This is a genomic window from Desulfobaculum xiamenense (genome assembly GCF_011927665.1).
Classification (GTDB): domain Bacteria; phylum Desulfobacterota; class Desulfovibrionia; order Desulfovibrionales; family Desulfovibrionaceae; genus Desulfobaculum; species Desulfobaculum xiamenense.
Genome location: NZ_JAATJA010000002.1, coordinates 18798 through 43560 on the forward strand (window position 1 = coordinate 18798; position 24763 = coordinate 43560).

Annotated in this window: 18 protein-coding genes; 2 read left to right on the top strand and 16 right to left on the bottom strand. The window is 64.7% G+C overall.

Annotation, left to right across the window (positions count from 1 at the left end):
* Window positions 1–152 precede the first annotated feature (152 nt).
* Together GGQ74_RS08050 and GGQ74_RS08055 are read left to right on the top strand one after the other, a co-directional pair.
* A complete protein-coding gene (locus GGQ74_RS08050) occupies window positions 153–2390 on the top strand; it encodes a vitamin B12-dependent ribonucleotide reductase (RefSeq protein ID WP_167941063.1) in 2238 nt (745 codons plus the stop codon).
* Window positions 2391–2604: 214 nt separating this feature from the next.
* A complete protein-coding gene (locus GGQ74_RS08055; protein ID WP_167941064.1) occupies window positions 2605–5313 on the top strand; it encodes a sensor domain-containing protein in 2709 nt (902 codons plus the stop codon).
* Between the two features lie 236 nt (window positions 5314–5549).
* On the opposite strand, the gene GGQ74_RS08060 is transcribed toward GGQ74_RS08055, so the two are convergent.
* The 16 genes from GGQ74_RS08060 to GGQ74_RS08135 form a co-directional block, all read right to left on the bottom strand.
* Window positions 5550–8552 (bottom strand): DEAD/DEAH box helicase, encoded by a 3003-nt coding sequence (locus GGQ74_RS08060; RefSeq protein ID WP_167941065.1) that lies wholly within the window; start codon window positions 8550–8552, stop codon window positions 5550–5552.
* A 391-nt stretch (window positions 8553–8943) separates the two neighbouring features.
* Complete coding sequence (locus GGQ74_RS08065) at window positions 8944–10275, bottom strand: RsmB/NOP family class I SAM-dependent RNA methyltransferase (protein ID WP_167941066.1); 1332 nt, start codon at window positions 10273–10275, stop codon at window positions 8944–8946.
* Window positions 10276–10285: 10 nt separating this feature from the next.
* Entirely contained in the window at window positions 10286–11146 is an 861-nt protein-coding gene (locus tag GGQ74_RS08070) for a DUF116 domain-containing protein (protein WP_167941067.1), read from the bottom strand.
* 106 nt (window positions 11147–11252) lie between these two features.
* Window positions 11253–12227: a methionyl-tRNA formyltransferase gene (fmt, locus tag GGQ74_RS08075; protein ID WP_167941068.1), complete on the bottom strand. Its 975-nt coding sequence runs from the start codon at window positions 12225–12227 to the stop codon at window positions 11253–11255.
* A complete protein-coding gene (gene def / locus GGQ74_RS08080) occupies window positions 12194–12712 on the bottom strand; it encodes a peptide deformylase (RefSeq protein WP_167941069.1) in 519 nt (172 codons plus the stop codon). Before def ends, fmt begins: the two co-directional genes overlap by 34 nt.
* A gap of 79 nt (window positions 12713–12791) precedes the next feature.
* A complete protein-coding gene (gene aspS / locus GGQ74_RS08085) occupies window positions 12792–14609 on the bottom strand; it encodes an aspartate--tRNA ligase (RefSeq protein WP_245168218.1) in 1818 nt (605 codons plus the stop codon).
* Between the two features lie 77 nt (window positions 14610–14686).
* Complete coding sequence (gene hisS, locus GGQ74_RS08090; protein WP_167941070.1) at window positions 14687–15937, bottom strand: histidine--tRNA ligase; 1251 nt, start codon at window positions 15935–15937, stop codon at window positions 14687–14689.
* Between the two features lie 182 nt (window positions 15938–16119).
* Window positions 16120–16869 carry a class I SAM-dependent methyltransferase gene (locus GGQ74_RS08095; RefSeq protein ID WP_167941071.1) on the bottom strand — a complete coding sequence of 250 codons (750 nt, stop codon included), beginning with the start codon at window positions 16867–16869 and terminating at the stop codon, window positions 16120–16122.
* A 173-nt stretch (window positions 16870–17042) separates the two neighbouring features.
* A complete protein-coding gene (ilvD, locus tag GGQ74_RS08100; RefSeq protein WP_167941072.1) occupies window positions 17043–18707 on the bottom strand; it encodes a dihydroxy-acid dehydratase in 1665 nt (554 codons plus the stop codon).
* Window positions 18708–19082: 375 nt separating this feature from the next.
* Complete coding sequence (locus tag GGQ74_RS08105) at window positions 19083–19958, bottom strand: cell division protein FtsX (RefSeq protein ID WP_167941073.1); 876 nt, start codon at window positions 19956–19958, stop codon at window positions 19083–19085.
* Entirely contained in the window at window positions 19955–20680 is a 726-nt protein-coding gene (ftsE, locus tag GGQ74_RS08110) for a cell division ATP-binding protein FtsE (protein ID WP_167941943.1), read from the bottom strand. The genes GGQ74_RS08105 and ftsE overlap by 4 nt, the downstream gene beginning before the upstream one ends.
* A 142-nt stretch (window positions 20681–20822) precedes the next feature.
* Window positions 20823–21659 carry a shikimate dehydrogenase gene (gene aroE / locus GGQ74_RS08115; protein WP_167941074.1) on the bottom strand — a complete coding sequence of 279 codons (837 nt, stop codon included), beginning with the start codon at window positions 21657–21659 and terminating at the stop codon, window positions 20823–20825.
* Between the two features lie 404 nt (window positions 21660–22063).
* Entirely contained in the window at window positions 22064–22618 is a 555-nt protein-coding gene (locus GGQ74_RS08120) for a 2-oxoacid:ferredoxin oxidoreductase subunit gamma family protein (RefSeq protein ID WP_167941075.1), read from the bottom strand.
* A 10-nt stretch (window positions 22619–22628) separates the two neighbouring features.
* The gene (locus tag GGQ74_RS08125) at window positions 22629–23390 is read right to left on the bottom strand and encodes a thiamine pyrophosphate-dependent enzyme (RefSeq protein ID WP_167941076.1); all 762 of its coding nucleotides are present in this window, start codon (window positions 23388–23390) and stop codon (window positions 22629–22631) included.
* 1 nt (window position 23391) lies between these two features.
* Entirely contained in the window at window positions 23392–24459 is a 1068-nt protein-coding gene (locus GGQ74_RS08130) for a 3-methyl-2-oxobutanoate dehydrogenase subunit VorB (RefSeq protein WP_167941077.1), read from the bottom strand.
* Window positions 24460–24462: 3 nt separating this feature from the next.
* Window positions 24463–24696 (bottom strand): 4Fe-4S binding protein, encoded by a 234-nt coding sequence (locus GGQ74_RS08135; protein WP_167941078.1) that lies wholly within the window; start codon window positions 24694–24696, stop codon window positions 24463–24465.
* Between the last annotated feature and the right edge of the window lie 67 nt (window positions 24697–24763).

Genomic DNA, 24763 nt, shown 5'->3' on the forward strand with positions numbered 1-24763 from the left:
AGGCATTCCGAATGGAGCAAGGCGTCGTCGTCCGGGCAGGGGTTTATTTGTCGCCGACGCTGGTGTAGGTTCCCCAGTCATGGACATTTCCCCGGTCCCGTTCCCTATCGACCTTTCCATCGAAATTTCAAACTGTTGCCGAGCGAATCCACATGAATATTCCTTCCATGCCGGACGATCTAAAGCCCGTTGTCGTCAATGAGAATGCCCACGTCGTCCTGGAGAAGCGCTACTTCCAGAAGGACGAAGAGGGCCTGCCCCGCGAGAACGCCGAACAGATGTTCTGGCGCGTCGCCTCGGTCATCGCGGCCGAGGAGGCCAAGTACGAGAAATCCCCGTACGCCGACGTCGCCACGCTGGCCAACGAGTTCTACGAACTCATGACCTCGTACCGCTTCCTCCCCAATTCCCCCACGCTCATGAACGCCGGAACGCGCCTTGGCCAGTTGGCCGCGTGCTTCGTGCTGCCCGTGGGCGATTCCATGGAGGAAATCTTCGAGTCCGTGAAAAACGCGGCGCTCATCCACAAGTCCGGCGGCGGCACGGGCTTTTCCTTCTCGCGCCTGCGGCAGAAGGACGCCATGGTCGGCTCCACCGGCGGCGTGGCCTCCGGCCCGCTGTCGTTCCTGCGCATCTTCAACACCGCCACGGAGCAGGTGAAGCAGGGCGGCACCCGCCGCGGCGCGAACATGGGCATCCTGCGCATCGACCATCCGGACATCATGGAATTCATCGCCGCCAAGGAACGCGACGGAGAACTGAACAACTTCAACCTGTCCGTGGCCCTCACCGAACGCTTCATGAAAGCGGTGGAAAAGAACGAGGACTACGAGCTGGTGGCCCCGCATACCGGCGACGTGACCGGCACCCTCAAGGCGCGCGACGTGTTCAACCGGCTGGTGTGCAAGGCGTGGGAGTCCGGCGACCCCGGCATCATCTTCCTCGACCGCATCAACAGGGACAACCCCACCCCGGCGCAGGGCGACATGGAGAGCACCAACCCCTGCGGCGAGCAGCCGCTTCTGCCCTATGAGGCGTGCAACCTCGGCTCCATCAACCTCGGACTCATGGTCCGCGAGGGCGACGAGCCGGAAATCGACTGGGACGAGCTGAAGCGTGTGGTGCACATGTCCGTGCGCTTTCTCGACAACGTCATCGACGCCTCGCGCTACCCCCTGCCCGAAATCACGGAGAAGGTGCGCACCAACCGCAAGATCGGCCTTGGCGTCATGGGCTTTGCGGACCTGCTCTTCCAGTTGCGCATTCCCTACGACAGTCAGGAGGCCCTGATCCTCGCCGAGCGCGTCATAAAATTCGTGCGCGAGCAGGCGCGTAGCGCGTCCAAGGCACTGGCTGCGGAGCGCTCCCCGTTCCCGGCCTACGCGGAATCGGTCTTCGGCGAGCAGAATCTCGGCCCCTACCGCAACGCCACGACGACGACCGTTGCCCCCACGGGCACGCTGTCCATCATCGCCGGATGCTCCTCGGGCATTGAGCCGCTGTTCGCACTGTCGTTCACCCGCCACGTCATGGACGGAGCCAAGCTCACCGAGGTCAATCCTCACTTCGAGAAGGCCCTTCGCGACGCTGGCGCGTGGTCCGAAAACCTGATGAAGGACATCACGCGCAAAGGCTCCATCGCGAAGATGGACCATCTGCCCGCCGAAATTCGCAGGGTGTTCGTCACGGCCATGGACATCGCCCCCGAATGGCACCTGCGCATGCAGGCCGCCTTCCAGAAATACACGGACAACGCCGTGTCCAAGACCGTGAACCTGCCGAACTCCGCCACCAAGAAGGACATCCACGACATCTACTGGATGGCCTACGAGCAGGGCTGCAAGGGCGTGACCGTCTACCGCGACGGCTGCAAGGCCGTGCAGGTGCTCTACACCGGCGAAGGCGAAGCGGCCAAGGCCGCCGCCGCGGATCAGAAGGTCCGCCAGCGCCCGGACGTGGTCTACGGCTTCACCCAGAAGATCGACACCGGTCTCGGGGCCATGTACCTGACCATCAACGAAGTGGATGGCAAGCCCTTCGAGGTCTTCGCCACCATCGGCAAGTCCGGCCGGTCCATCACCGCCAAGGCCGAGGCCATCGGACGGCTGGTGTCGCTGGCACTGCGCTCGGGCATTTCCGTGCGCGCCGTCGTGCAGCAGCTCAAGGGCATCGGGGGCGAGCACCCCGTGTTCCGCAAGAAGGGCATGATCATGTCCATCCCCGACGCCATCGCGTGGGTGCTGGAACAGCGCTACCTCGGCGGAGACCTGCCCGTGGCCGCCGCCCCGCAGGATCTCGGCGCGCCCTGCTGCCCGGAATGCGGTCAGGAGCTCGCCTTCCAGGAAGGCTGCTTCCTATGCCCGGGCTGCGGCTACACCAAGTGCGGCTAACCCGCGCGCAATCACTGCATATGCCGACGGGCGGGGGTATCATACCTCCGCCCGTCTCTTTTTTGACACCACCAGACGCACTCCTTAATCGCAAAATGCGCAACATGCGAAATTCATTGCATTAGACGGCACATTTGTCGTATAGAGGTGCAGTCCCTCCTCACACCTTTCATACGGCACACACGCAATGGAAACAGAAAACTCGCCAGAGCTGATGCCCCCCAGCATTGCCGCAGAGCTGACGGAGCTGCAACGCCTTCGACAGCAGAATGAATCTCTACGGCGCGAACTCGCCGCCCTGCGCAATCTCATCCGCAACGAAACCGTCACCCCCAACATGCCGGAATGGCTGCCAAGCGTCGTGGAGCGCTGTCCCGCGCTGGTGGTGGCGACGGACGCCGACGGCCTCATCGAATATGCCAATGCCGCGTTCTTCGGCGCGCTGGGCCTGCCACGCGAGGACGTGACCGGCCAGAGCATCTTCGAATACGCCGCGGACAACACCCTCACGCAGGTGGAACGACGGCGCATGATGCGCACGCTCCACTCCGGGCGGCCATGGCGGGGCCTGCTACGCTGCAATGCCGCCGACGGCACCTGCCACTGGCTCGACGCGGAGGTCATGCGCCACGACGATGGCGAGGACGGCATGCGGCTGGTGGGCGTGATGGAGGACGTGACCGAACGTCTGCGCACGCGCAGCGAATCCGCCCGGCAGGAGCGCAACATCGCCATCCTCTACCGCATCGCCAACGCCGTGAACATGTCCGGCGACCTCGGCGAGCTGTTCCCGGCCATCCACGCCATCCTGCTGGAGTACATCGACACCCCGAATTTTTACATCGCCCTCGTGGACGCCGAACGTGACCGGCTCTCCTTTCCGTACTTCGCCGACGAGCGCGACACCTACTACGAAATCGGCAACATCAGCGATCCCGAGACGAAAAGCCTCACCCTCGACGTCATCCGCAGCGGCCGTCCGCTCATCGTGCGTCGAAACGACGTGGACGAGCAGGGCGTGGGCCTTCGCGACGGCATTTCCGGCGTCATCGGCACCATGTGCGCCCAGTGGCTCGGCGTCCCGCTCATGGTGGAAGGGCGCATCACGGGGGCAATGGTCGTGCAGGACTACGAGGACCCCGAACATTTCTCCGAGCGCGACCTCACCATCCTCTCAGCCATTTCCGGACAGGTGGCCCTGTCCATCGAACGAAAGCGCATGGAGGACGCGTTGCGCCGTTCCGAGGCGCGCTACCGCATGGTCTCCGATTCCGCGCACGACCTCGAAACCTGGGCCTCACCGCAGGGGCGTCTGCTCTACGTCTCCCCGTCCTGCGAACGCATCACCGGCTTCACGCCGGATATCTTCATCGACGACCCGGCCTTCGTCGAATCGCTCATCCACCGCGACGACCTGCCCCTGTGGCGCAGCTACATGGAATGCCGCCACGAGACCGGCTCGGATTCCCTCGATTTCCGCATCTTCCGCAAGGACGGCCGCATGCGTTGGCTCTCCGTGGTCTGCCGCGCCGTGGCCGACGACGACGGCACGCCCATGGGCGTACGATGCAGCATGCGCGACATCACCGACCGCAAGGCCCTTGAGCTCCGCCTGGGCTACGAGGCCCTGCACGACCTGCTGACCGGCCTGCCCAACCGCGAGCTGTGCCTCGACCGCATGCGGCAGGTGCTCGAACGCGCCAAACGCCGCGAGGACTACTACTTCGCCGTGGTCTTCCTCGACATCAACCGCTTCAAGGTCATAAACGACAGCCTCGGCCACGCCTTCGGCGACGCCGTCCTGCGCGAGGCGGCCATGCGCCTTCTGCACTGCGTCCGCAGCCTCGACACCGTGTCGCGCTTCGGCGGCGATGAATTCATCCTCCTGCTGGACGAATTGGAGTCCCCGCGCGAAGCCATCAGCGCCGTGCGCCGCGTGCGCGAGGCACTGGCCCGGCCGCTGGCCGTGGGTGACAAGGAAGTCCGCCTGAGCGTGAGCTGCGGCGTGGTGCTCAGCCCCACGGACTACTCCGAACCCGAGGAGCTGCTCCAAAACGCCAACATCGCGCTGCACCGGGCCAAGGAATCGCGCCACAACCGCATCAAGGTGTTCACCGAACGCATGCGCGAACAGGCCGTGGCCATGCTCCACCTCGAAAACGACCTGCGGCGCGGCATCGACAATCGCGAATTCTTCGTGCTCTACCAGCCCATCATTTCCCTGCGTAGCGGCCACGTCATCGGGTTCGAGGCCCTGTGCCGCTGGCGGCATCCCGTGCGCGGCATCGTCGGCCCCGGCGAATTCATCCCCTCGGCGGAACTCACCGGCGACATCATCGACCTCGGCCTCTGGGTGCTTCGCGAGGCATGCGCCACCATGGCCGCATGGCAGAAAGCCTACCCGCACCGAAATGATCTCGTCATGTCCGTGAACATCTCAAGCAAGCAGTTCGCCCAGCCGAGCCTCGTGGACCAGATCACCTGCATCATCGAGGAAACGGGCATCGTCCCCTCCAGCCTGAAGCTCGAAATCACCGAAAGCGCAGTCATGGAAAATGCCGAAAGCGCACTGGTCATGCTGCGACGGCTCAAGGCGCTGGGAATCCAGCTCTCCATCGACGACTTCGGCACCGGCTATTCCTCCCTGGCCTACCTCCAGCGCTTCCCGGTGGACACCCTCAAGGTGGACCGCTCCTTCATCGCCGACATGTGCTCCGGCACGCAAAACACGGAAATCGTGCGCGCCGTACTCGTACTGGCCCGGACCCTCGGATTGGACGTCATCGCCGAGGGAGTGGAGGAGTCGGACCAGATCAACGCGCTACGCGGTCTGGACTGCGAATACGTGCAGGGATTCTTCTTCTCCTGCCCGCTGGAGCGCGACGCGGCGTCGGCACTGCTGGCCTCGGCCAACGTGGGCTGACCGGTCCCGCCCACTCCCATCGGCTCCATCCGCCCCACAGGTCCGCCCGCCCGTGCAAGCCCCCCCCGCGCGCGACGCAAACACTCGCCTATATATTAAGGAAATGATGAAAATTCCCGCGCCACAGGCATTTTCGCGGACGATTACATGTCGGACGCCAGCGAATCCGCTCGGCACTCGCCAGCGGCAGGGCAGGGGTGTCCCCCTGTCTGCGAAGGGAAGAAAAGAAGAGAGGATCAGCCGGGCAATTCGTTCCAATCCACGGGCAGACGCACCGCGTTTCCGGCCTTGTTGGTGAAGAGAAGATAGCCGTTGTCGCGACCGAAGGCGTAGAGGTCACGGGTCACAGCCACGTCCTGCGTGCAGTAGGCAATGATGTCGTCGATGCGGCCCTGCTTCCACCATTCGAGAGCCTTCAGGCCGTCGGCTGATTTCTGCGCACCAAGGGTGGCGCGAGCCAGATGGTCGAGGGACAGGCGGTAGCCCAGCCTGCGATGCACGTGTTCCAGCATATCCACAGTGGGCAGGGACCGGAAATCGAAATCCGAATACCCGGACAGCACCTCGTAGTCGAAACGCCGAATATTGAAGCCCACCACCAGCGGCACTGCGCGCAAATCATCGATCAGCGCGGGGATGTCCGCCTCCAGATAGGCCCGCGTGGCGTCCGTGGCGGAATCGTACACGCACACGCACGATACGCGCATCCGCCGGGCATTGCCCCAGCCGCCAACCTCCTGCGCCGAAAGCTGGGTTTCGAGGTCGAGCACGGCGAAGCGTTCCACATCCGCAATGCCTCGCCCGGCGGCAGAACTTCTTTCTACGCCAACAGCCGCTCCCTCGCCCGCGACCTCGATACGGTTCGTATTACGAATCGTATCAGGGCTATTCCCTGTCGAATTCTCCCTCGCAACAGGCAGTTCGGGCGGCGTCAGATCCTTCGGCCTCGGCGCGGCCTTGATGGCGCGCAGCAGGTAGAGGGCCGCACCCTTGTCGATGGGGCGATTGCCGGAGCCACACTTGGGCGAGTGTACGCAGGACGGGCAGCCCAGTTCGCACTCGCAGGTCTCGATGACGGTGAGGGTGCGGTCAATGAGTTCCTCTGCTGTCTCGAAGGCCTGACTGGTCAGCCCCACGCCACCAGGCATGCCGTCGTAAATGAACACCGCCGCGCAGCCCACCTGCTCGTGGTAGGGGATGGAGATGCCGCCAAGGTCGTTGCGGTCTGTCATGACCAGCAGGGGCAGGATGCCGATGGCCGCGTGCTCCACGGCATGGATACCGCCCATGAAGTGCAGAAATTCGTCCTCCGCCCGACGCTGTATTTCACGTGGAACCTCGATCCACAGGCCGTCGGTCTCAAACGTCAACTCCGGCAGGTCCAGCGGGACCACGGTCATGAGCTTGCCGCCCCGGATGCGTCGCTTCTCGTAACCCTGAATCCGTTGCGTGACCTTGAGCCGCCCCCGGAAGACCCGGCAGCCATACGCCGCGCGAACGCCCGTGATCTCCAGAATCTGTGTGGATTTCTCGCTTCGCACGCGGGTGTAGTAGTCCACCCGCGCGGGCCGCGCACGCACCACGCCTGCCGCGATGTCGAGGTCCTCCACCACGTAGGTCCGCCCGCGATGCAGGTACACGGCACCGGGATAGGTCTCGGTGTAGGCGCGATGCTCGTCCACGTCGCCCACGCTCGTCTCGCCCTCGCCGTTCTCGTCGTCCAACCGGTCGCTGCCGGTGACAATGGAGAATGTCCGGCTTGATCCCCGAAGGCTCACCTCGCGATGCGGACGCTTGCGCGAGGAATGGATGTCGCGCCCGTCGGCGCTGCGCAAAAGCCGCCCCTCGCGTTCCAGCCGCGCCACCTGCTCGGGCATGCCCGGCTCGCGAAGCCACGGTTCGTCCGCCGACAGGGTCAGCTCCGCCGCCGCGCACACCAGATGCTTTTCCACGATGACCGGATTCACGGGATTAAGCACCGCGCATTCAGGCGGTCTAACGAAGAAATCCTGCGGATTCTTCATGAAATACTGATCCAGCTGGTCCTCTCCGGCCACCAGCGCCACGGCGGACTCCTGTCGCGCGCGCCCCACACGGCCGCCGCGCTGCAAGGTGCTCATCACCGTACCCGGATAGCCCACCAGGATGCACAGATCGAGGCTGCCAATGTCGATGCCCAGTTCCAACGCGCTCGTGGACACCACGGCCAGTAGCTCGCCGGAAGCCATGCGCGCCTCGATGTCGCGGCGTTCCTCGGGCAGGAATCCCGCGCGGTAGGCGCTTATGCGCTCGCGGTACGGCCCGGAGCGCTCCGCCGCCCACATGGAGATGAGCTCCGTCATCTTGCGGGACTGGCAGTAGACGATCGTTCTCAATCCACGTGCCAGCGCGGCCTTCAGCAATTGAATGGCCACCTGCGACGGGCTTTCGGCCATGGTCAGCGCCGGATTGATGAACAGGAAATGCCGCGTCCCCTGTGGCGCTCCGGATTCGGTAATGGCCTGTGCGTCCACGCCTGTCAGATCGTGCGCCAGTTGCGCCGGGTTGCCCACCGTTGCGGACAAAAATGCGAAGTTCGGCGATGCGCCATAGCGGGCGCACACCCGCCGTAGCCTGCGAAACACCTGCGCCATGTGCGAGCCCAGAACCCCGCGATAGGTATGGACCTCGTCCACCACCACGTGCGTCAGCCCCGCCCAAAACGCCGACCACTGCTCGTGGTAGGGGAGCATGGACAGGTGCAACATCTCCGGATTCGTCATCAGCACATGCGGCGGATTCTCCCGAATCTTCTTGCGGAACCACTGCGAGGTATCGCCATCGTAGATGCGCGCCTCGGGGCGGTTGGCGTCCGGCCACGGGGCAACAAGCTCGTTGAAGCCCCGAAGCTGGTCCTGCGCCAGCGCCTTGAGCGGGAAAAGATAGAGCGCCCGGCTGTCCGGGTTCATCAGAATCTGTTCGATCACCGGGAGGTTGTAGATGAGCGTCTTGCCGCTGGCGGTGGGCGTCGCCACCACCACGCTGCGGCCGCTGCGCAGAATGTCCATGGCCCGCGCCTGATGCGAATACAGTCCGTCGATGCCGCGCCACGACAAAAGGCGTTCCACCGTCACCGGAAGAGGACGGCGGCACTGCGCCACCTCTGCCTCGCGGCCGGAAAGCTTCTCGTGATGCACCACCAGATGCCCCAGTTGTCTGGAATCCTTCAGCGCATCAATGTATTCACGTATGTCAGCCATGAACCCTCCACCCGGACACAAGGCCGGGCCACATTCACTACCGTGCCGCGCCAAGCCTTGCAACCGTCGCGCGGCACTCGCCACTCGCGTGGGGCGAGAGGAGAAGAGAGGCCTCCGGCGGCCGGGGCTCTGCCCCGGACCCCGGTCAAGGAAATGATTTCCTTGACAATCCTCACTAGGGCTTCGTCGCGCAAAGCCGCGCGGCTCGCCAAGGGCACCCACGGTTATCGCAAATCGGGGTTCCAAGGGAGCCGCGCTCCCTTGGCCGGCGGAGCCTACGTCTTGCACCCATCGACGAACGATACGCCAGGCCCATGCGACAACGCCCGGCCTCGCGGAAGCGGGGCCGGGCGTCATGGTCGTACGAAATCACAAAAGCGCGCAGCGGGGACTAAGCCTTTCGCAGAGCGGCTCCGTAGAAGAATTCACGCAGAGGGGTGTCCTCGGGAGTCCGCCATGTGGTCTCGATGGAAGCATCGCTTGTGCGCTGGACGAAGGCGTCGATCTGCTGCTCGTTTTCCTGCGGGGTCATGGTGCAGGTAACGTAGGCGAGCAATCCGCCGGGTTCGAGGGCGCGCCATGCGTTATCGAGAATCCGGGCCTGAAGAGCGGCGAGTTCGGTAACGTCCTTGCGGGTGCGGCGATACTTGGCGTCAGGACGACGGGAAAGCACGCCAAGGCCGGAGCACGGCGCATCGAGGAGGATGACCGGGAACGTCCACTGGAAGGGTGCAGGCTCGTCAGCACGCGCGCGAACCACGGCCACATCCTCGGTGATGCCACGCTGGGCGAGCAGGGCGGAAAGCCCACGCAGGCGTTCGGCGTTCATGTCGCTGGCGGTGATAGGCCCGCCGCCGAGGCCGTGCAGGAGGAGCGTCTTGCCCCCGCGTCCGCAACAGGCATCCCACAGGGGGCGTCCCCAGTTCTCGGCGCCGAGGGCGAGCAGGGCTTCCTGCCCGGCAAGGCTCTGACGCACGGCGAAGCCGTCACGTTCGGCGGCCATGCTGATGGGGGTGGAGGCCGCAAGAGCGACGCCGGTTGCCGTGGACGCCTTGCAGGACTCGTCGAGCAGGAGCTGGCGATGGGCCTCTCGCGCGCCGGGGCGGGAGAAGTCGAAGCGCAGCCCGAGCGGCGGAGCCTGCGTGGAGGCATGAAGCAGCGCAACGGTCTTGCGTTCGCCATAGGCCTTGCGCCACAGCTTCACCATCCACACGGGACAGGAGTAGTAGCGCGAAAGAAATTCGTCCCGGTCCGGCTTGTCCTGCCTGTAGTAGTCGTGACGATTGGCCTCGGCACCGAGGCGTGCGACGGAGCGCAGCACGGCGTTGGCCACGCCGGACAGGCGGGAGCTAATGTCGGACTTGATGTGGTGGACGCACCAATCCACGGAGGCGTACTCGGGCACGCGGTCGAGATAGAGGATCTCGAAGGCGGCAACGCCAAGCGCGAGCCGCATGGCGCGCGGCAGCTTGTGCGGCGCCTTGAGGTGCTCGTTCAGGACGTAGTCGAGCCGCAGACGCAAGCGGAGATAGCCGTAGGCCAGCTCGGTAGCCAGCGCGGCATCCCGTTGGTCGGGTACGTCGCCGTCATCTGTGGGGGTGAGTGCCGCATCGAGGGCGGCCTGAATGTCCACGCCTCTATCGAGGCAGGAGGCAAGAGCTTCGATGGCCGCCAGTCGAGCCGGCGGCAACTGTGGTCGGTATTTGGATCTTTTCCTGTTCATGTCGGTGGTTTCAGATTCCCGCCTGCGCGTGGGCCTTGATGGGCCGATGCGAGACGGCTGGTTCGGGAGGTGTTGCAAGGAAACGCCTGAGCGCCTTCTCGACCAGTTCCGTGGATACCTGCGTATCCAGACACGGACCGTGGGGTCGCTCGTTCATGACTCCGTACGTGGGAATGGGATACGTGTCCTGGATGCCGCTGGCAAGGTCTCTTTCGCAGGCCACGGCCAGAATGAGCTTCGGACGCGTCTGGACCACGATGCGTCGGGCGATGGTTCCGCCGGTGGCAATGGCCATATTCACGCCGTAATGCTCGGAAAGTTCGAGGAGCGCCTTGATGGGGCACTTGCCGCAGCGCTTGCAGTTGTTGATGTCGTAGGTCAGGCGCATCTCGCAGCGGCTGTTCTGGAGGCAGTGGGGCAGAAGGAGCAAAATGTCCCGCGCCTCGTAGCGCCCGGCCTCGTGCAACACAAGCTCGTTGTTGACCTTGATGAACGAGGAGCGCACGCGGCGCTTGGAGATGCCGAGCGCCTTGCCGAGCAGCACCATGAGCGGCAGGAAGAGCTTGATGGTCAGCCCGTGCAGGCGACGCGCTCCGGGCAGGCTACGGCCGACGAGGATGTTGAGCACCAGCCCGAGGGCCGCCCAACCCACGCCGCACACGGCAAGGACCACCACCGCGCCAAGCAACCATGGCGCCAGCGGATGGATGGTGGTCAGCCCGATGTAGGGCACATACCACAGAAGGAACAGCAGGCCGCACACCAGCACCGAGGCCAGGGTGATAAGGCCGATGAACAGCCGCTTACGCTCGCGCAGGACGGTGATGTCTAGCGCGTCGAATTCGGCCAGTCTTTTACTGTCGTCGCTCATGGGGTGTCCGGTTCTCGCTCCGTCGCAATGACGGCAAGGGCATGAATTGTCATGCATAACATCAGGGGACGTGCGCAATGTCAAGCGCCCGCCCCCATGGAAAGAACTAGTCCCGGCAGCGGCTCATGTAGCCGCAACTGAATGCGGCGGCATCCATGGCCTTCTTCCCGGCGGGCTTCACCGAAGGCACGAGGTAGTAGCGATCCGCGCAGGCGATGGCGAGGTGGCCGTCCATCTCGCCGACGATGGTGCCGGGCGCGGGGCGGTTCTCCTCGGGCAGTTCGGGGCCGATCTCGCCGGGAACCACGGTCAGCCGCAGCGGCTCGGTGCGGCCATCGGGGTTCCAGAAGAAGTAGGCACCGGGCCACGGATGCATGGCGCGGGCGCGGTTGTGCACCTCCTGCGCAGGGCGCGTCCAGTCCAGCTCGCCTTCGCTCTTTTCGAGCTTGGCGGCGTAGGTGGCCTTGGATTCGTCCTGCTTCACGCGCAACAGACGCCCATCGCGCAGGCGTTCGAGGGCCTCCACGATGAGACGGCCGCCAAGGGCGGCAAGGTCGTCGTGCAGGGTCTCGGCGGTGTCGTTCATGTCGATGTAGGTGGCGCGGGCGAGGAGAATGTCTCCGGTGTCCATGCCCTTGTCCATCTGCATGATGGTCACGCCCGTGAAGTCGTCGCCGCTCAGGATGGCGCGCTGGATGGGCGCTGCGCCGCGGTACTTGGGAAGCAGCGAGGAGTGGACGTTGATGGCGCCGTTCGGCGCGATGTCCAGCACGGACTGCGGCAGGATGAGACCGTAGGCGGCCACAACCAGCAGGTCCGGACGCAGGGCGGCCAGTTCGGCCACGGTGTCCTCGTTGCGGAAATTGAGAGGCTGGCGGATCTCCCAACCCTTTTCAAGGGCGAAGACCTTGACCTCGGAAGGCTTGCAGACCTGACCGCGACCGCAGGGGCGGTCGGGCTGGGTGTAGACGGCCACGATCTCGCAGCCATCAAATCCGGCAAGAGCTTCGAGAACCACCCGAGCGAACTCGGGGGTTCCCATAAACACTACTCGGAGCGGCGCTGTTTCTGTTTGACCCATTTTCGCACTTTTTTGTCGTAGAGGGAGCGCTTGAGGCGGCTCACGTAATCAATGAACAGGACGCCGTCGAGGTGGTCGATCTCGTGCTGGAGGCAGATGGCCAGCAGGCCGTCGGCGTCGATATGCACGGGATTTCCGTCGAGGTCCGTGGCGTCCACGGTAACCTTCTCGGAGCGCGTGATCTTGGCGCGCAGGCCGATGACGCTCAGGCAGCCTTCCTCGGACTCCACCTCGCCCTCACGGGAGGTGATGACCGGGTTGACCAGAACGCGCAGGTCTTCGCGCAGCTTGGGTCCGGTGATGTCGATCACCACGAGGCGGATGCTTTCGCCCACCTGCGGCGCGGCAAGCCCGATGCCGTCGTCCTCGTACATGGTCTCGACCATGTCCTCGACGAGCTGTCGCAGCTCCGGAGTGACTTCGGTGATCTCGGCGGCCTTCTGGGCCAGAACCGGATCGGGATAGGCGAGTATTTCTCTTTTCATGTGCTGATACCCGGGGTGCCGAGCCGCCCTGTGGGCGAAGCCCCCGCCGCCGCATGGCGACGGCGGGGGCGGAAACCGGCTAGGTCGTGGGATTCTCGCGCAGCCGGATGCCGAGCTCGCGGAGCTGGGCATTGGCGACGCTGCTGGGAGCCTCGGTCATGAGGCAGGAGCCTTTCTGCGTCTTCGGGAAGGCAATGACCTCCCTGATGGACTTCGCGCCCGTCAGGATCATGATAAGTCTGTCGAGGCCGAAGGCAATACCTCCGTGCGGCGGCGCACCGAATTCCAGTGCGTCGAGCAGGAAGCCGAACTTGCTGCGGGCGTCCTCGGCGCTGATGCCGAGCGTCTTGAACATGCTCTGCTGGACCTCGCGGTTGTGGATGCGGATGGAACCGCCGCCCACCTCATAGCCGTTGATGACCATGTCGTAGGCGTTGGAGCGCACCTTGCCGGGATCGGTCTCCAGCAGGGCCACATCCTCGGGATGCGGAGCGGTGAAGGGATGGTGCAGGGCCACCCAGCGCTTCTCCTCGGCGTCGTACTCCAGAAGCGGGAAGTCCGTGACCCACAGGGCGTTGATGCGATCCTCGTCGATGAGGCCGAGCTGTTCGCCGATGCGCAGGCGCAGGTTGCCGAGGGCCGCGTTGACCATGTCGGCGGGGCCGGCCTGGAAAAACACGATGTCGCCCACTTCGAGGCCCAGACGCTCAGTCAGGCCAGCACGCTCCTCCTCGGAGAGGAACTTGGCGATGGGGGACTGCCACTCGTCTTCCTTGATCTTGATCCACGCGAGACCCTTGGCGCCGTAGATCTTCACGAACTCGGTGTGCTCGTCGATCTCCTTGCGGCTCATGGTCGCGCCGCCCTTCACGGGCAGGGCCTTGATCAGCTCGGCGGAGGCGAAGAGCTTGAACTCGGAGTTGGCCACCACGTCGGTGACGTCGGTGAGCAGCAACTCGAAGCGGGTGTCCGGCTTGTCCACGCCGTAACGGTCCATGGCCTCGGCGTAGGTCATGCGGGGGAAGGGATTGGGCAGCTCGACGCCGAGCACCTCGCGGAACATGCCGCGGGCAAGGCCCTCGCCCATCTCCATCACCTGCTCCTGATCGACGAAGCTCATCTCGCAGTCGATCTGGGTGAATTCGGGCTGACGATCGGCGCGCAGGTCCTCATCGCGGAAGCAGCGCACGATCTGGAAATAGCGGTCCATGCCAGCCACCATCAGAAGCTGCTTGAACAGCTGGGGCGACTGGGGCAGGGCGTAGAACTGACCCTGATTCACGCGGCTGGGCACGAGGAAGTCGCGCGCGCCCTCGGGGGTGCTCTTGGTCAGGATGGGCGTCTCGACCTCAAGGAAGCCGAGGCCGTCGAGGTAACGGCGCACGTTCTGCGCGGCCTTGTGGCGCACGATGAAGTTCCGGGCCAGCTTCGGACGGCGCAGGTCGAGGTAGCGGTACTTGAGCCGCAGATTCTCGGTGGCGTCCACGCGGTCCTCAATGGCGAAGGGCGTGGTGCGGCAGGTATTGAGGAGCTTCCACCCCGTCACCACCACCTCGATCTCGCCGGTGTGGAGGTTCGGATTGGCCATACCCTCGGGACGGGGACGCACGCGGCCCTTGATGGCCAGCACGTACTCGGTGCGCAGGATGTGCGCGCTCTCGTGGGCCTCGGGGCTTTCGTCGGGGGAGAACACAACCTGCGTCAGGCCTTCGCGGTCACGCAGGTCGATGAAGATGAGCCCGCCGTGGTCGCGGCGGAACTGCGCCCAGCCCATGAGCAGCACGTCCTCGCCGACGTTGGCGGCGGTCAGCTCGCAGCAGGTGTGCGTACGGACCCAGCCGTCCAGCGGCTCGAGGTATTTCTGATGCTCCATCTGGATGTCAGATGTCTCTTGCATTGGAGATTTCCTTTCCCTCTTATCGTGAAAAAACATCCGCCGAACCGTCGGCGGCGTGAAAGCTTCCGTCGCCCGGACTACTTCCGGGATTCGATGTACTCGCGCACGGAGCTGAGCGCCACGCGCTCCTGCTCGCCGCCAGCGAGATCCTTCACCGTCACCTCTCCGGCGGCAAGCTCGTTCCCGCCCATGAGCAGGCACCAGCGCGCGCCAACCTTGTTAGCCGCCCGCAGGCGGCTCTTGAGGCTGCCCGCACCGAAAGCGGCCTCGCCGGTCAGCCCGGCGGAGCGCAGCTCCTGTGCGAGGGACAGGGCCGGAGTGGCGCAGGAATCGTCCAGCACGGCCACGTAGAAGTCCACACCGGGGTGTTCGAGGTCGCCAAGCAGCAGGGCGAGACGCTCCATGCCAATGGCGAAACCCGTGGCGGGTACGTCCGGACCGCCCAACTGGGAGATGAGTCCGTCGTAACGGCCACCACCAGCGACGGCCGTCTGCGCGCCGATATCCGTGGAAGTGACCTCGAAGGTCAGGCCCACGTAGTAGTCCAGACCGCGCACCAGACGCGGATTGTGGACGTATTCCACCTTCATGGCGTCAAGAATGCCGAGAATCACCTCGAAAGAGGTGCGGCAGTCATCGCAAAGGTGGTCGGTGATCTTGGGAGCGTTGGCGGTCAGCTCGCGGCAGCGCTCGACCTTGCAGTCCAGAACGCGCAACGGGTTGGTGTCCACGCGGCGACGACAGTCATCGCACAGCTCGTCGCGGTTCAACCCGGCGAAGAAGTCCACCAGAGCCTGACGATGGCCGGGACGGCAGTTGCGGCAGCCGAGGGAGTTGATCTCGAAGCTCAGCTGGCGCAGGCCCAGACCGCGCAGGTAGGTGTAGAGCATGAGCAGCAGTTCGGCATCGGCCTGCGGCTCGTTGGCGCCGATCATCTCCACGTCCAGCTGATGGAACTGGCGCATGCGGCCCTTCTGCGGCCGCTCGTAGCGGAACATGGGGCCGAAGGTGAACAGCTTGGACACGTTCTGCGCCGCGTAGAGCTTGTTCTCGATGAACGCGCGCATGAGACCGGCAGTGGCCTCGGGACGCAGGGTCAGGGAGCGGCCCTTGCGATCCGGGAAGGTGTACATTTCCTTCTGGACCACGTCCGTCTCCTCGCCGATGGACCGGGCGAACAGCTCGGTCTTCTCCATGATCGGGATGCGCACCTCGTTGTAGCCGTAGCGCGAGAAGACCTCGCGTGCGGTACGTTCCATGAAGGCGAACTTGTCGCTCTCGGGCGGAAAGAGGTCGGCAACGCCTTTGATTTTCTGAATGTTGCTCATTGCTTTGACGTCGATGCGTTCAGGATTTCGTGGGGAGCGCGCGCGTCCGATGATGCACGCGGGCTAAGCCGGTAGGAGTTAGTCCATTGATGGGCAAATGTCAAAAGCACGCAAAGCCGCCGCCTGCGACATGTCCCCGCCATGCAGTATTGCATCCCTCACGGATTGGAATGGCAATCGAATCATCCCGTTCCGCACGGGCGGGCACTGAAGGCCATAAGCGGGGTCAGCGGTTTGCCGCCGGATAAATCGATGCGCACGGCGCAGTAGGCACCGAGCTCGAAGGGATAGACCAGACGATTACACAGGCCCCACGGCCTGTCGCCGCGCCATGTCCACACCGGCCCCGGCAGCACGGATGCGCCTTCCTCCACGCGAAGACCAATGGCGCGGCCCACCATGCGCCGGATGTCCAGCGGACTGAACCAGTGCGCCGCCGCCAGCCGCCCGGCCTCGGGCGACTTGGCCCCCGCGCGGCCCACGGCCCACCAATATAGGCTCCAGCGGTTGAGGAAACCAATGATGAGTCCGTGCCGGGCCACCCGCGCGGCCTCACGCAACACGGCCTCCGGATCGTCGCAGAACTCCAGCACGGTCATGAGCACGGCGAACTCGAATTCGTTCTCGTCGAAGGGCAGATGATCGGCCTGACCGATGTGGTAGGACGCGTGCGGCCCCAGCCTGCGTCGGGCGGCTCCCAGCATGTCGGGGCTGCTGTCCAGCCCGCTGACGTCGAAGCCCGTCTCCCACAGCGCCTTGAGGAACATGCCCGGACCGCACCCTATATCGAGCAGGCGCTGCCCACGCCGGGGCCACGCGGACACCAGACGTTCGAGCAGACGACGCTCCTGCGTGAAGGCAAACGCCCCCTCGCGCGTCTCGAACCACTCCTCGTATCTGGCTACCGATTCGCCGTCCCATCTCGTGGACATGTCCGAAGCGCTCCTTTCACCACTCGGCCGCTACACGCTGATCCAACCCAACCACTGCATATCTATGACAACCACTGCGCAAGCGCAATGCACACCTGCCGCGCAGCCGTTCGAGAAGACCGCCGGCCCGCCTTCTGGCGGACCGGCGGTCCCTGTGCAGCCCCGTGGGCAGCCTAGATATTCTTGCGGTACACCCCGCCGCTGGCGGCGGAGGTGACCAGGCGGCTATAGCGCCGGAGCACCGGCGAGGTCACCGTCTTCTCCGGATGACGCAGCTCGGCGCGGCGCCTGTCCAGTTCCGCCTCGTCCACCAGCAGCTCCATGCTGCGGGCGGGGATGTCGAGGGCAATGGTATCGCCCTCGCGAACCAGCGCGATGGTGCCGCCATCTGCGGCCTCGGGCGAGACATGGCCGATGGCCGCGCCGCGCGTGCCGCCGGAGAAGCGTCCGTCCGTCACCAGCGCGACGCTATGCCCAAGCCCCATGCCGTTGATGTTGGCGGTGGGGGAGAGCATCTCGCGCATGCCGGGCCCGCCGCGCGGACCCTCGTAGCGGATGACGATGATGTCGCCAGCGGCAATGCGTCCGCCAAGAATGGCCTCGTTGGCGGCCTCCTCGGAATCGAACACTCTCGCCGGGCCGGAGCGCTTCATCATCTCCGGCGCAACGGCGGACTGCTTCACCACCGCGCCCTCCGGGGCCAGATTGCCACGCAAGATGGCGATGCCACCCTGTGCGGCGTACGGCTCGTCCACGCTGCGGATGACCTCGTGATCGCGCACGGCCGCCTTCAATTCGTCCAAATTCTCGCCCACCGTGTGCCCGGTGACGGTCATGGCGTCGCGGTTGATAAGCCCCTTGCGGTCCAGCTCGGCCATCACGGCCGGGATGCCACCAGCGCGGTGCAAATCCTCGACATGGTGCGGTCCGGCAGGGGACAGCTTGCACAGGTTCGGCGTACGGCGGCTCACCTCGTCGAAAATCGAAAGATCGAGATCCAGTTCCGCCTCCGCGAACACCGCGGGCAGATGCAGCACCGTATTCGTGGAGCAGCCAAGCGCCATGTCCAGCGTCACCGCGTTGGCCACGGCCATCTCGGTAACGATGTCGCGCGGGCGCAGGTTGCGCTTCACGAGGTCCATCACCCGCATGCCCGCCGTCTTGGCCAGCCGGATGCGCTCCGCCGTCACGGCCGGGATGGTGCCGTTGCCGGGCAGGGCAAGGCCGATGGTCTCGGACAGGCAATTCATGGAATTGGCCGTGAACATGCCCGCGCACGAGCCGCAGCCCGGACACGCGCATTCCTCCAGCCGCGAAAGCTCCTCCTCGGTAATCTCGCCCCGCTTGGCGCGTCCGACCCCTTCGAACACGCTGATGAGGTCCGTCCCGTCCGGACCGGCCATCATCGGCCCGCCCGACACGAGAATCGCCGGAATGTTCAACCGCAGCGCCGCCATGAGCATGGCAGGCACGATCTTGTCGCAGTTGGGAATGAGCACCAGCGCGTCAAACGGATGCGCACTGGCCATGATCTCGATGGAATCCGCGATGATCTCGCGCGACGGCAGCGAATAGCGCATGCCCTCGTGATTCATCGCCAGACCGTCGCACACGCCGATTACCGGAAACTCCATGGGCGTACCCCCGGCCATGCGCACTCCGGCCTTCACCGCCTCGGCGATGCGGTCCAGATGGATGTGTCCGGGAACGACCTCATTGGCGGAATTCACCACGCCCACCAGCGGGCGCGACATCTCCTCGCGCGTCAGCCCCAGCGCGTGCAGCAGCGAACGGTGCGGAGCCTTCTCCAGCCCCTCGGTCATCTTCTTGCTTCGCATATGCGGTATCCTTCTCCATGCGTGAAACAGATTGGTTGCGTAACCAGGAGCCTAGACATCTTGCGCCCGCATCGCAAGCACCTTCGTACGTGGCGCAGGGCGCGGTGCTGTGGGCTGGGCACTGGGCTGTGGCCTGCCGTATCGTTCGAAGCCGCATGCGAGACGTAGGCTCCGCCGGCCAAGGGGCCGCTGGCCCCCTGGACCCCCGACATGCGATGGGCGTGGCTGCCCTTGGCGAGCCGTACGGCTTTGTGCGACGAAGCCCTAGTGGGGATTGTCAAGGGTGTCACACCCTTGACCGGGTCCGGGCAGAGCCCGGCCGCCGGAGGCTTCGCCCGCGCAGCGGCCAATCGCGCCAACGCGTGCCCGAGCCAACTATTCGCGAACGGCGACCCAGCCGCTGAACATGCAAACAAGGGTCAGCGCAGCGACGACGGCCACGCACTGCTCGGCGGGGAGAAAGGTGATGTCGATGGAGAGGGGCGCAGCGGCGCAGAAGCGCGCGAGGGCGACCTGCGCACCGCGCAGGAACGCGAGGGCGAGGCTTCCGGCCACAAGGCCGATGAGCGCGCCCCCGGCCACGAGGGGGAGCCGGATATACCAGCGCGCCGCGCCGACGAGGTGCAAAATGGCGACCTCGTCACGCCGAGCAAGCATGGAAAGCTTCATGGTATTGCCCACGAGCAAGGCGACGGCGAGGGCAAGCAGGGCCACGACGGGCCACAGCACGCTGCGGGAAAAGACGGCCCATGACCGGGCAAGTTCTATCTGAAGGGCGTCGTAGTGCACATCGGCCACGCCGGGCAGGGCCTGCAAGCGGGCAAGCATATCGCGCGCAAAGGCGTCGGCCTCGTCGGCGGGCGGGGAGAAGTGCAGAAGCGCCGTAGGGGGCAGGGGATTTCCGGAACCGAGGCGGTCGAGTCCGCCCACGCCGGACAACGTGCGGGAGAGGTCCTTGAGGGCCTCGTCCGGGGTGAAGGTCTGCCACGACACGAGATGCGGCAGGGACTGCAGGCCAGCCCACGCTGTGCGCACCCCGTTCATGTCCGCCCCGGCCTCCCAGTAGACCTGAAAGGCAAAGCGCCCCTTCACGTCGAGAAGTTCGCGGTCGAGGTTGTCCACCACGAGCAGGAACAGCGCCCCGAGAAAGGCGGCGAGGGTCACGGCGGCGAGAGTGAGCAGCCGGGAGAGCGGATGGCGCAGCGTATCGCGAAGGCCACGCAGGACGAGTCGCAGAATGACGCCGATCATTCGCCGCCTCCGCACGCCTGGTCCTGCAACGATCCGCCGCAGTCACGCGAAGCGCCGCGCGGCTCCCAGCTTCCCACGACCTGCCCGTCGGCCAGTTCCAGCCGCCGGGCGGCGGGCACAGAGCGCACGATCTCGCGGTTGTGGGTGGCGAGGATGATGGTGGTGCCGAACGTGTTGAACTGCTTGAACACGTCCATGAGGTGCAGGGCGAGGTCCAGATCGAGGTTTCCTGTCGGCTCGTCGGCCAAAAGCAGCTTGGGATTGACGACGATGGCGCGGGCGATGGCCACGCGCTGCTGCTCGCCGCCGGAAAGGCTACCGCACAAGCTCTGACCTCTGTTGGACAGGTTCAGGCTGCGCAACACCGCGTTGACGCGCCGGACGATGACGCTTTGGCGTTCGCCGCGCACCTCAAGGGGCAGGGCGACGTTTTCCGCCACGGTCCTATCCGGCAGAATCTTGAAATCCTGAAACACGACGCTGACCTGTCGCCGCAGGTGCGGCACCTGTCTCGGCTTGAGGGTCTTGAGGTCGAACCCGGCGACTTCGGCCGCGCCGCGCACCAGCGGCAGCGACCCATACAGCAAACGAAGCAGGGTGGTCTTTCCCGCGCCGGAAGGGCCCGTCAGAAACAGGAAGCCGCCCTTCTCAAGGGACAGGCTCACGTCCTTCAGTGCCCAATGGGTGCCAAAATTGTGCGACACGCGCCGCACCTGCACCATGCTTCCGTTGGAATCCACGCTCATTCCCGCTCCGTTTGCAGACATATTCATGGATGGGGAACCTATCCGGTTTGCCGAGGAAGGGCAATCGCCGCACCAGCCTTGCCAGCGCCCGACGATGCCCACCGTTCCACGGGAAACATCAGGCACTTAGCCGCGCGGCCAGAAGCCGCCGCGCCGCGTCGATATCGAAGGTCTTGCCCGTCCACAGGCGGAACTGTTCCACGGCCTGATGCACGAACATATCGAGGCCGTCGATGACGTGGCAGCCCCGCGCGGCGGCCTGTTCCAGAAATACCGTGCGCAGGGGGTTATACACAATGTCGTAGGCGATCTGGCGCGACGACAGGCGCATGCCCTCCGGCAGGGGAGATAGCCCCACGCCGTCACCACTCATGCCAAGCGGCGTGGCGTTGACCAGAAGCTCGGCGTCGATCCGGTGCCGCTCGTCCCAGTCCGCCGCAGAGACATGGAATTCGTTGGCCAATTCCATGGCCTTGTCCGCGTTGCGGTTGGTGATGATGATATCCGGCACGCCAAGCTGCAACAGCCCGGCCACCACCGCCCGCGCAGCGCCGCCCGCGCCGAACACCAGTGCGGATTCCACACGCACCGGCAGCTTGCGCAGCGGAGACACGAAGCCGAACAGGTCCGTATTCTCGCCCATGAGTCGCTTGCCGTCCCAGTACACCGTGTTCACCGCGCCGACGGCCAGCACGCCATCCGAAAAGCCGTCCAGATACGGCTTCACCGCCAGCTTGTGCGGAATGGTCACCGATAGCCCGGCAAGGGGCGCTTCCCGCACGTGCGCCATGAAGAATTCAAGATCCTCCGGCGGAAGCGGATAGGCCTTGTACACCGCGGGAATCCCCATGGACTCGAAGGCCCAGTTGTGCAAAACCGGACTCATGGTGTGCCCAAGCGGCCAGCCGATGATGCCATGCACCGCCTTCTCGGGCGCCGTCGAATTCGTCTCCATCATCCCTCCTGCGCAGGCCGCGCGCACGCGCGGTCAACTGCCTATCAGCCAGCGTGGTTGCTGGGTTCCCGAGATTTGCCTTCGCCACGCGACGCATGGCGAAGAATGGCCTCCGGCGGCCGGGGCGCTGCCCCGGACCCCGCTCAAGGGAATGATTCCCTTGAGAATCCTCACTAGGACGTTGTCACGCAAAGCCGCACGCCCAGCCATGGGCACCCACGGTCATCGCAAATCGGGGGTCCAGGGGGCCAGCGGCCCCTTGGCCGGCGGAGCCTACGGCTTGCATGCGGCCATGAACGATACGACTCGCATATGGCCGTAAACGATACGGCCAGCCTCTACGATAAAAAAAGGGAGGGCGCTTTGGCACCCTCCCTTTGAGCATCCCGTGAAGGGTGCGTCCGCTAGGCCATGGCCTTGGCGGCGACGTCCGCTCCGGCCTGCAGGGCCTCGGCGTTCTTGGGAATGAGCTTCGCGTAGCTCTTGGAGATGACGCTCGGCAGTGCGTCCTGCACGGCCTTGACCGACATGATGCCCGTGGCCTGCACGTATGCGCCGAGGGCGACCATGTTGGCCATGCGGGTGCTGCCGATCTGGTCGGCGATCTCGTTGCAGGGCACGAGGATGGAGCGGATGCGTCCGGTCTCCACCAGCTCGGCGTCGATGAGCGACGAGTTGACGATCTCAATGCCGCCGTCGGCGAGACGGGACTGGAACTTGTCGAGCGACGGGCGGTTCATGAGGATGAGGCTTTTCGGCGTGCGAATGATGGGCGAGCCGATTTCCTCCTCGGATACGACGACGGTGCAGTTGGCCGTGCCGCCGCGCATTTCAGGGCCGTAGACCGGAATATAGGTCACGTTGAAGCCCTGATGCATGCCCGCGTAGGCGAGCAGGTTTCCGATAAGCATGACTCCCTGCCCGCCGAAACCCGCCATGATGACGTCCTGATACAGCATAGCGGCCTCCTTATTCCTCTTCCGCCGTGCGGTCCTTGAACACGCCCAGCGGGAAGTAGGGGATCATTTCCTCCTCGATGCGCTTGTTGGCATCGATGGGGGTCATCTTCCAGTTGGTGGGGCAGGTGGCGAGGAATTCGACGAAGCCGAAGCCCTGACCGTTCAGCTGAACCTCGAAGGCCTTCTTCACTGCCTTCTTGGCCTTGGCGATGTTGCCCACGTTGTTGACGGCGACGCGCGCGCAGTAGGCGGTGCCGCCGAGCTGGGAGATGATTTCGGCCATCTTCATGGGCATGCCTTCCTTGTCCTCGCAGCGTCCGGCGGGGCAGGTGGTAGTTGCCTGTCCGATCATGGTGGTCGGGGCCATCTGACCACCGGTCATACCATAGACCGTGTTGTTCACGAAGATGATGGAGATCCGCTCGCCGCGGTTGGCGGCGTGCATGATCTCGGCAAGGCCGATGGAGGCGAGGTCGCCGTCGCCCTGATAGGCGAAGACGAACTTGTCGGGACGCGCGCGCTTGGCGCCGGTGGCCACCGCCGGGGCGCGGCCATGGGGCGCCTCGACGGCGTCAACCTTCAGATAGTTGTAGATGAAGACGGAGCAGCCGATGGAACCGATGCACACGGCATTCTCGGCGAGGCCCAGCTCTTCGAGACATTCGGCGACGATGCGGTGCGCGGTGCCGTGCTGGCAGCCCGGGCAGTAGTGCGTGGGCCTGTCGACGAGCACCTCGGACGGCTTGAAGACGAGTTTTTCCTGTGGCTGCATGCTACTTCCCTCCCAGCCGCTCAAGGATGGGCTTTTCGAAGTCGTCGGGGTTGGGCAGGGTGCCGGGCATCTGGGCATGGAAATCGGAATCCCCATGCTTGCGCACGGCAAGGCGCACGTCGTCGACCATCTGGCCAAGGTTGTGCTCGATGGTCAGAAAACGCTTGCCCTGCGCGGCCAACTCCGCCAGCGCCTCGCTGGGGAAGGGGTAGAGCGTGATGGGTCGGAACAGGCCGACCTTGTGCCCACGCGCCCGCAGGCTGCGCACGGTGCTCTTCACGATGCGACCGATGGAACCGAAGGCCACGACCACGAGTTCCGCGTCGTCGCACTCGAAGGTCTCGTAGCGCACCTCGGCCTTCATGGCCTCGTACTTGGCCTGCAACACAAGGTTGTGCTCGGCCAGAGCGCCCTCTTCGAGGAAGAGTGACTTGATGAGGCGGGGATCGCGCCCCTTGCAGCCGTCGAGCTGCCAGGACTCGGCATGATCGTTGTGCCCTTCGGGCTTCCAGCAGGTGACGGGCTCCTTCATCTGACCGAGGATGGCGTCACCGAGGATCATGACCGGGTTCTTGTACTTGAAGGCGAGATCGAAGGCCTCGATGATGAGATCATAGGCCTCCTGACAGGTCGCGGGCGCGATGACCAGCAGGCGATAGTCGCCGTGACCGCCGCCGCGCGTGGACTGGTAGTAGTCACCCTGACTGGGGCCGATGTCGCCAAGGCCCGGCCCGCCACGGCTCATGTTCACGAGCACGGCGGGGAGCTGGCTGCCAGCCATGTAGGAAATGGCTTCCTGCTTGAGGGAAATGCCGGGGCTGGAGGAGGAGGTCATGGCGCGGATGCCGCAGGCGGCGGCACCGAGCAGCATGTTGGCCGCGGCCACCTCGCTCTCGGCCTGAACGAATTCGCCGCCCGCCTCGGGCAGCGCCTTGGACATGAATTCCGGAATCTCGTTCTGCGGGGTGATGGGGTATCCAAAGAAGCAGCGGCAGCCCGCCGCGAGTGCGCCATGGGCGACGGCCTCGTTCCCCTTCACGAAAATTCTTTCAGGAGCAGTCTTCGTCATCGCTCACTCCTCGTCCTTGTGCTTCGGGGTCTTGTAGACCGTGATGCAGAAGTCCGGACAGATCTTCGCACAGGACGCACAGCCGGTACATTCCTCCATCTTTTCGAGAGGAACTTCGACCACCTTGTACCCCTGTTTGTTGAATCTGTCGGACTGCTGGATGATCCCCTTCGGGCAGACCGTCGTGCACAGGAGACATCCCTTGCACCGCTCTTCCCGAATTTCGATTCTCGACATACGCAGCTCCTTGCTGATTCAGAGGTCGTCGTGACAAAAACGCCGCCCGCTCTGCACGGCTAAACCC

Coding starts and splice junctions, on each gene's coding strand:
- GGQ74_RS08050 (WP_167941063.1), top strand. CDS start 153: ATGAATATTCCTTCCATGCCGGACGATCTAAAGCCCGTTGTCGTCAAT.
- GGQ74_RS08055 (WP_167941064.1), top strand. CDS start 2,605: ATGCCCCCCAGCATTGCCGCAGAGCTGACGGAGCTGCAACGCCTTCGA.
- GGQ74_RS08060 (WP_167941065.1), bottom strand. CDS start 8,552: ATGGCTGACATACGTGAATACATTGATGCGCTGAAGGATTCCAGACAA.
- GGQ74_RS08065 (WP_167941066.1), bottom strand. CDS start 10,275: ATGAACAGGAAAAGATCCAAATACCGACCACAGTTGCCGCCGGCTCGA.
- GGQ74_RS08070 (WP_167941067.1), bottom strand. CDS start 11,146: ATGAGCGACGACAGTAAAAGACTGGCCGAATTCGACGCGCTAGACATC.
- fmt (WP_167941068.1), bottom strand. CDS start 12,227: ATGGGTCAAACAGAAACAGCGCCGCTCCGAGTAGTGTTTATGGGAACC.
- def (WP_167941069.1), bottom strand. CDS start 12,712: ATGAAAAGAGAAATACTCGCCTATCCCGATCCGGTTCTGGCCCAGAAG.
- aspS (WP_245168218.1), bottom strand. CDS start 14,609: ATGCAAGAGACATCTGACATCCAGATGGAGCATCAGAAATACCTCGAG.
- hisS (WP_167941070.1), bottom strand. CDS start 15,937: ATGAGCAACATTCAGAAAATCAAAGGCGTTGCCGACCTCTTTCCGCCC.
- GGQ74_RS08095 (WP_167941071.1), bottom strand. CDS start 16,869: ATGTCCACGAGATGGGACGGCGAATCGGTAGCCAGATACGAGGAGTGG.
- ilvD (WP_167941072.1), bottom strand. CDS start 18,707: ATGCGAAGCAAGAAGATGACCGAGGGGCTGGAGAAGGCTCCGCACCGT.
- GGQ74_RS08105 (WP_167941073.1), bottom strand. CDS start 19,958: ATGATCGGCGTCATTCTGCGACTCGTCCTGCGTGGCCTTCGCGATACG.
- ftsE (WP_167941943.1), bottom strand. CDS start 20,680: ATGGTGCAGGTGCGGCGCGTGTCGCACAATTTTGGCACCCATTGGGCA.
- aroE (WP_167941074.1), bottom strand. CDS start 21,659: ATGGAGACGAATTCGACGGCGCCCGAGAAGGCGGTGCATGGCATCATC.
- GGQ74_RS08120 (WP_167941075.1), bottom strand. CDS start 22,618: ATGCTGTATCAGGACGTCATCATGGCGGGTTTCGGCGGGCAGGGAGTC.
- GGQ74_RS08125 (WP_167941076.1), bottom strand. CDS start 23,390: ATGCAGCCACAGGAAAAACTCGTCTTCAAGCCGTCCGAGGTGCTCGTC.
- GGQ74_RS08130 (WP_167941077.1), bottom strand. CDS start 24,459: ATGACGAAGACTGCTCCTGAAAGAATTTTCGTGAAGGGGAACGAGGCC.
- GGQ74_RS08135 (WP_167941078.1), bottom strand. CDS start 24,696: ATGTCGAGAATCGAAATTCGGGAAGAGCGGTGCAAGGGATGTCTCCTG.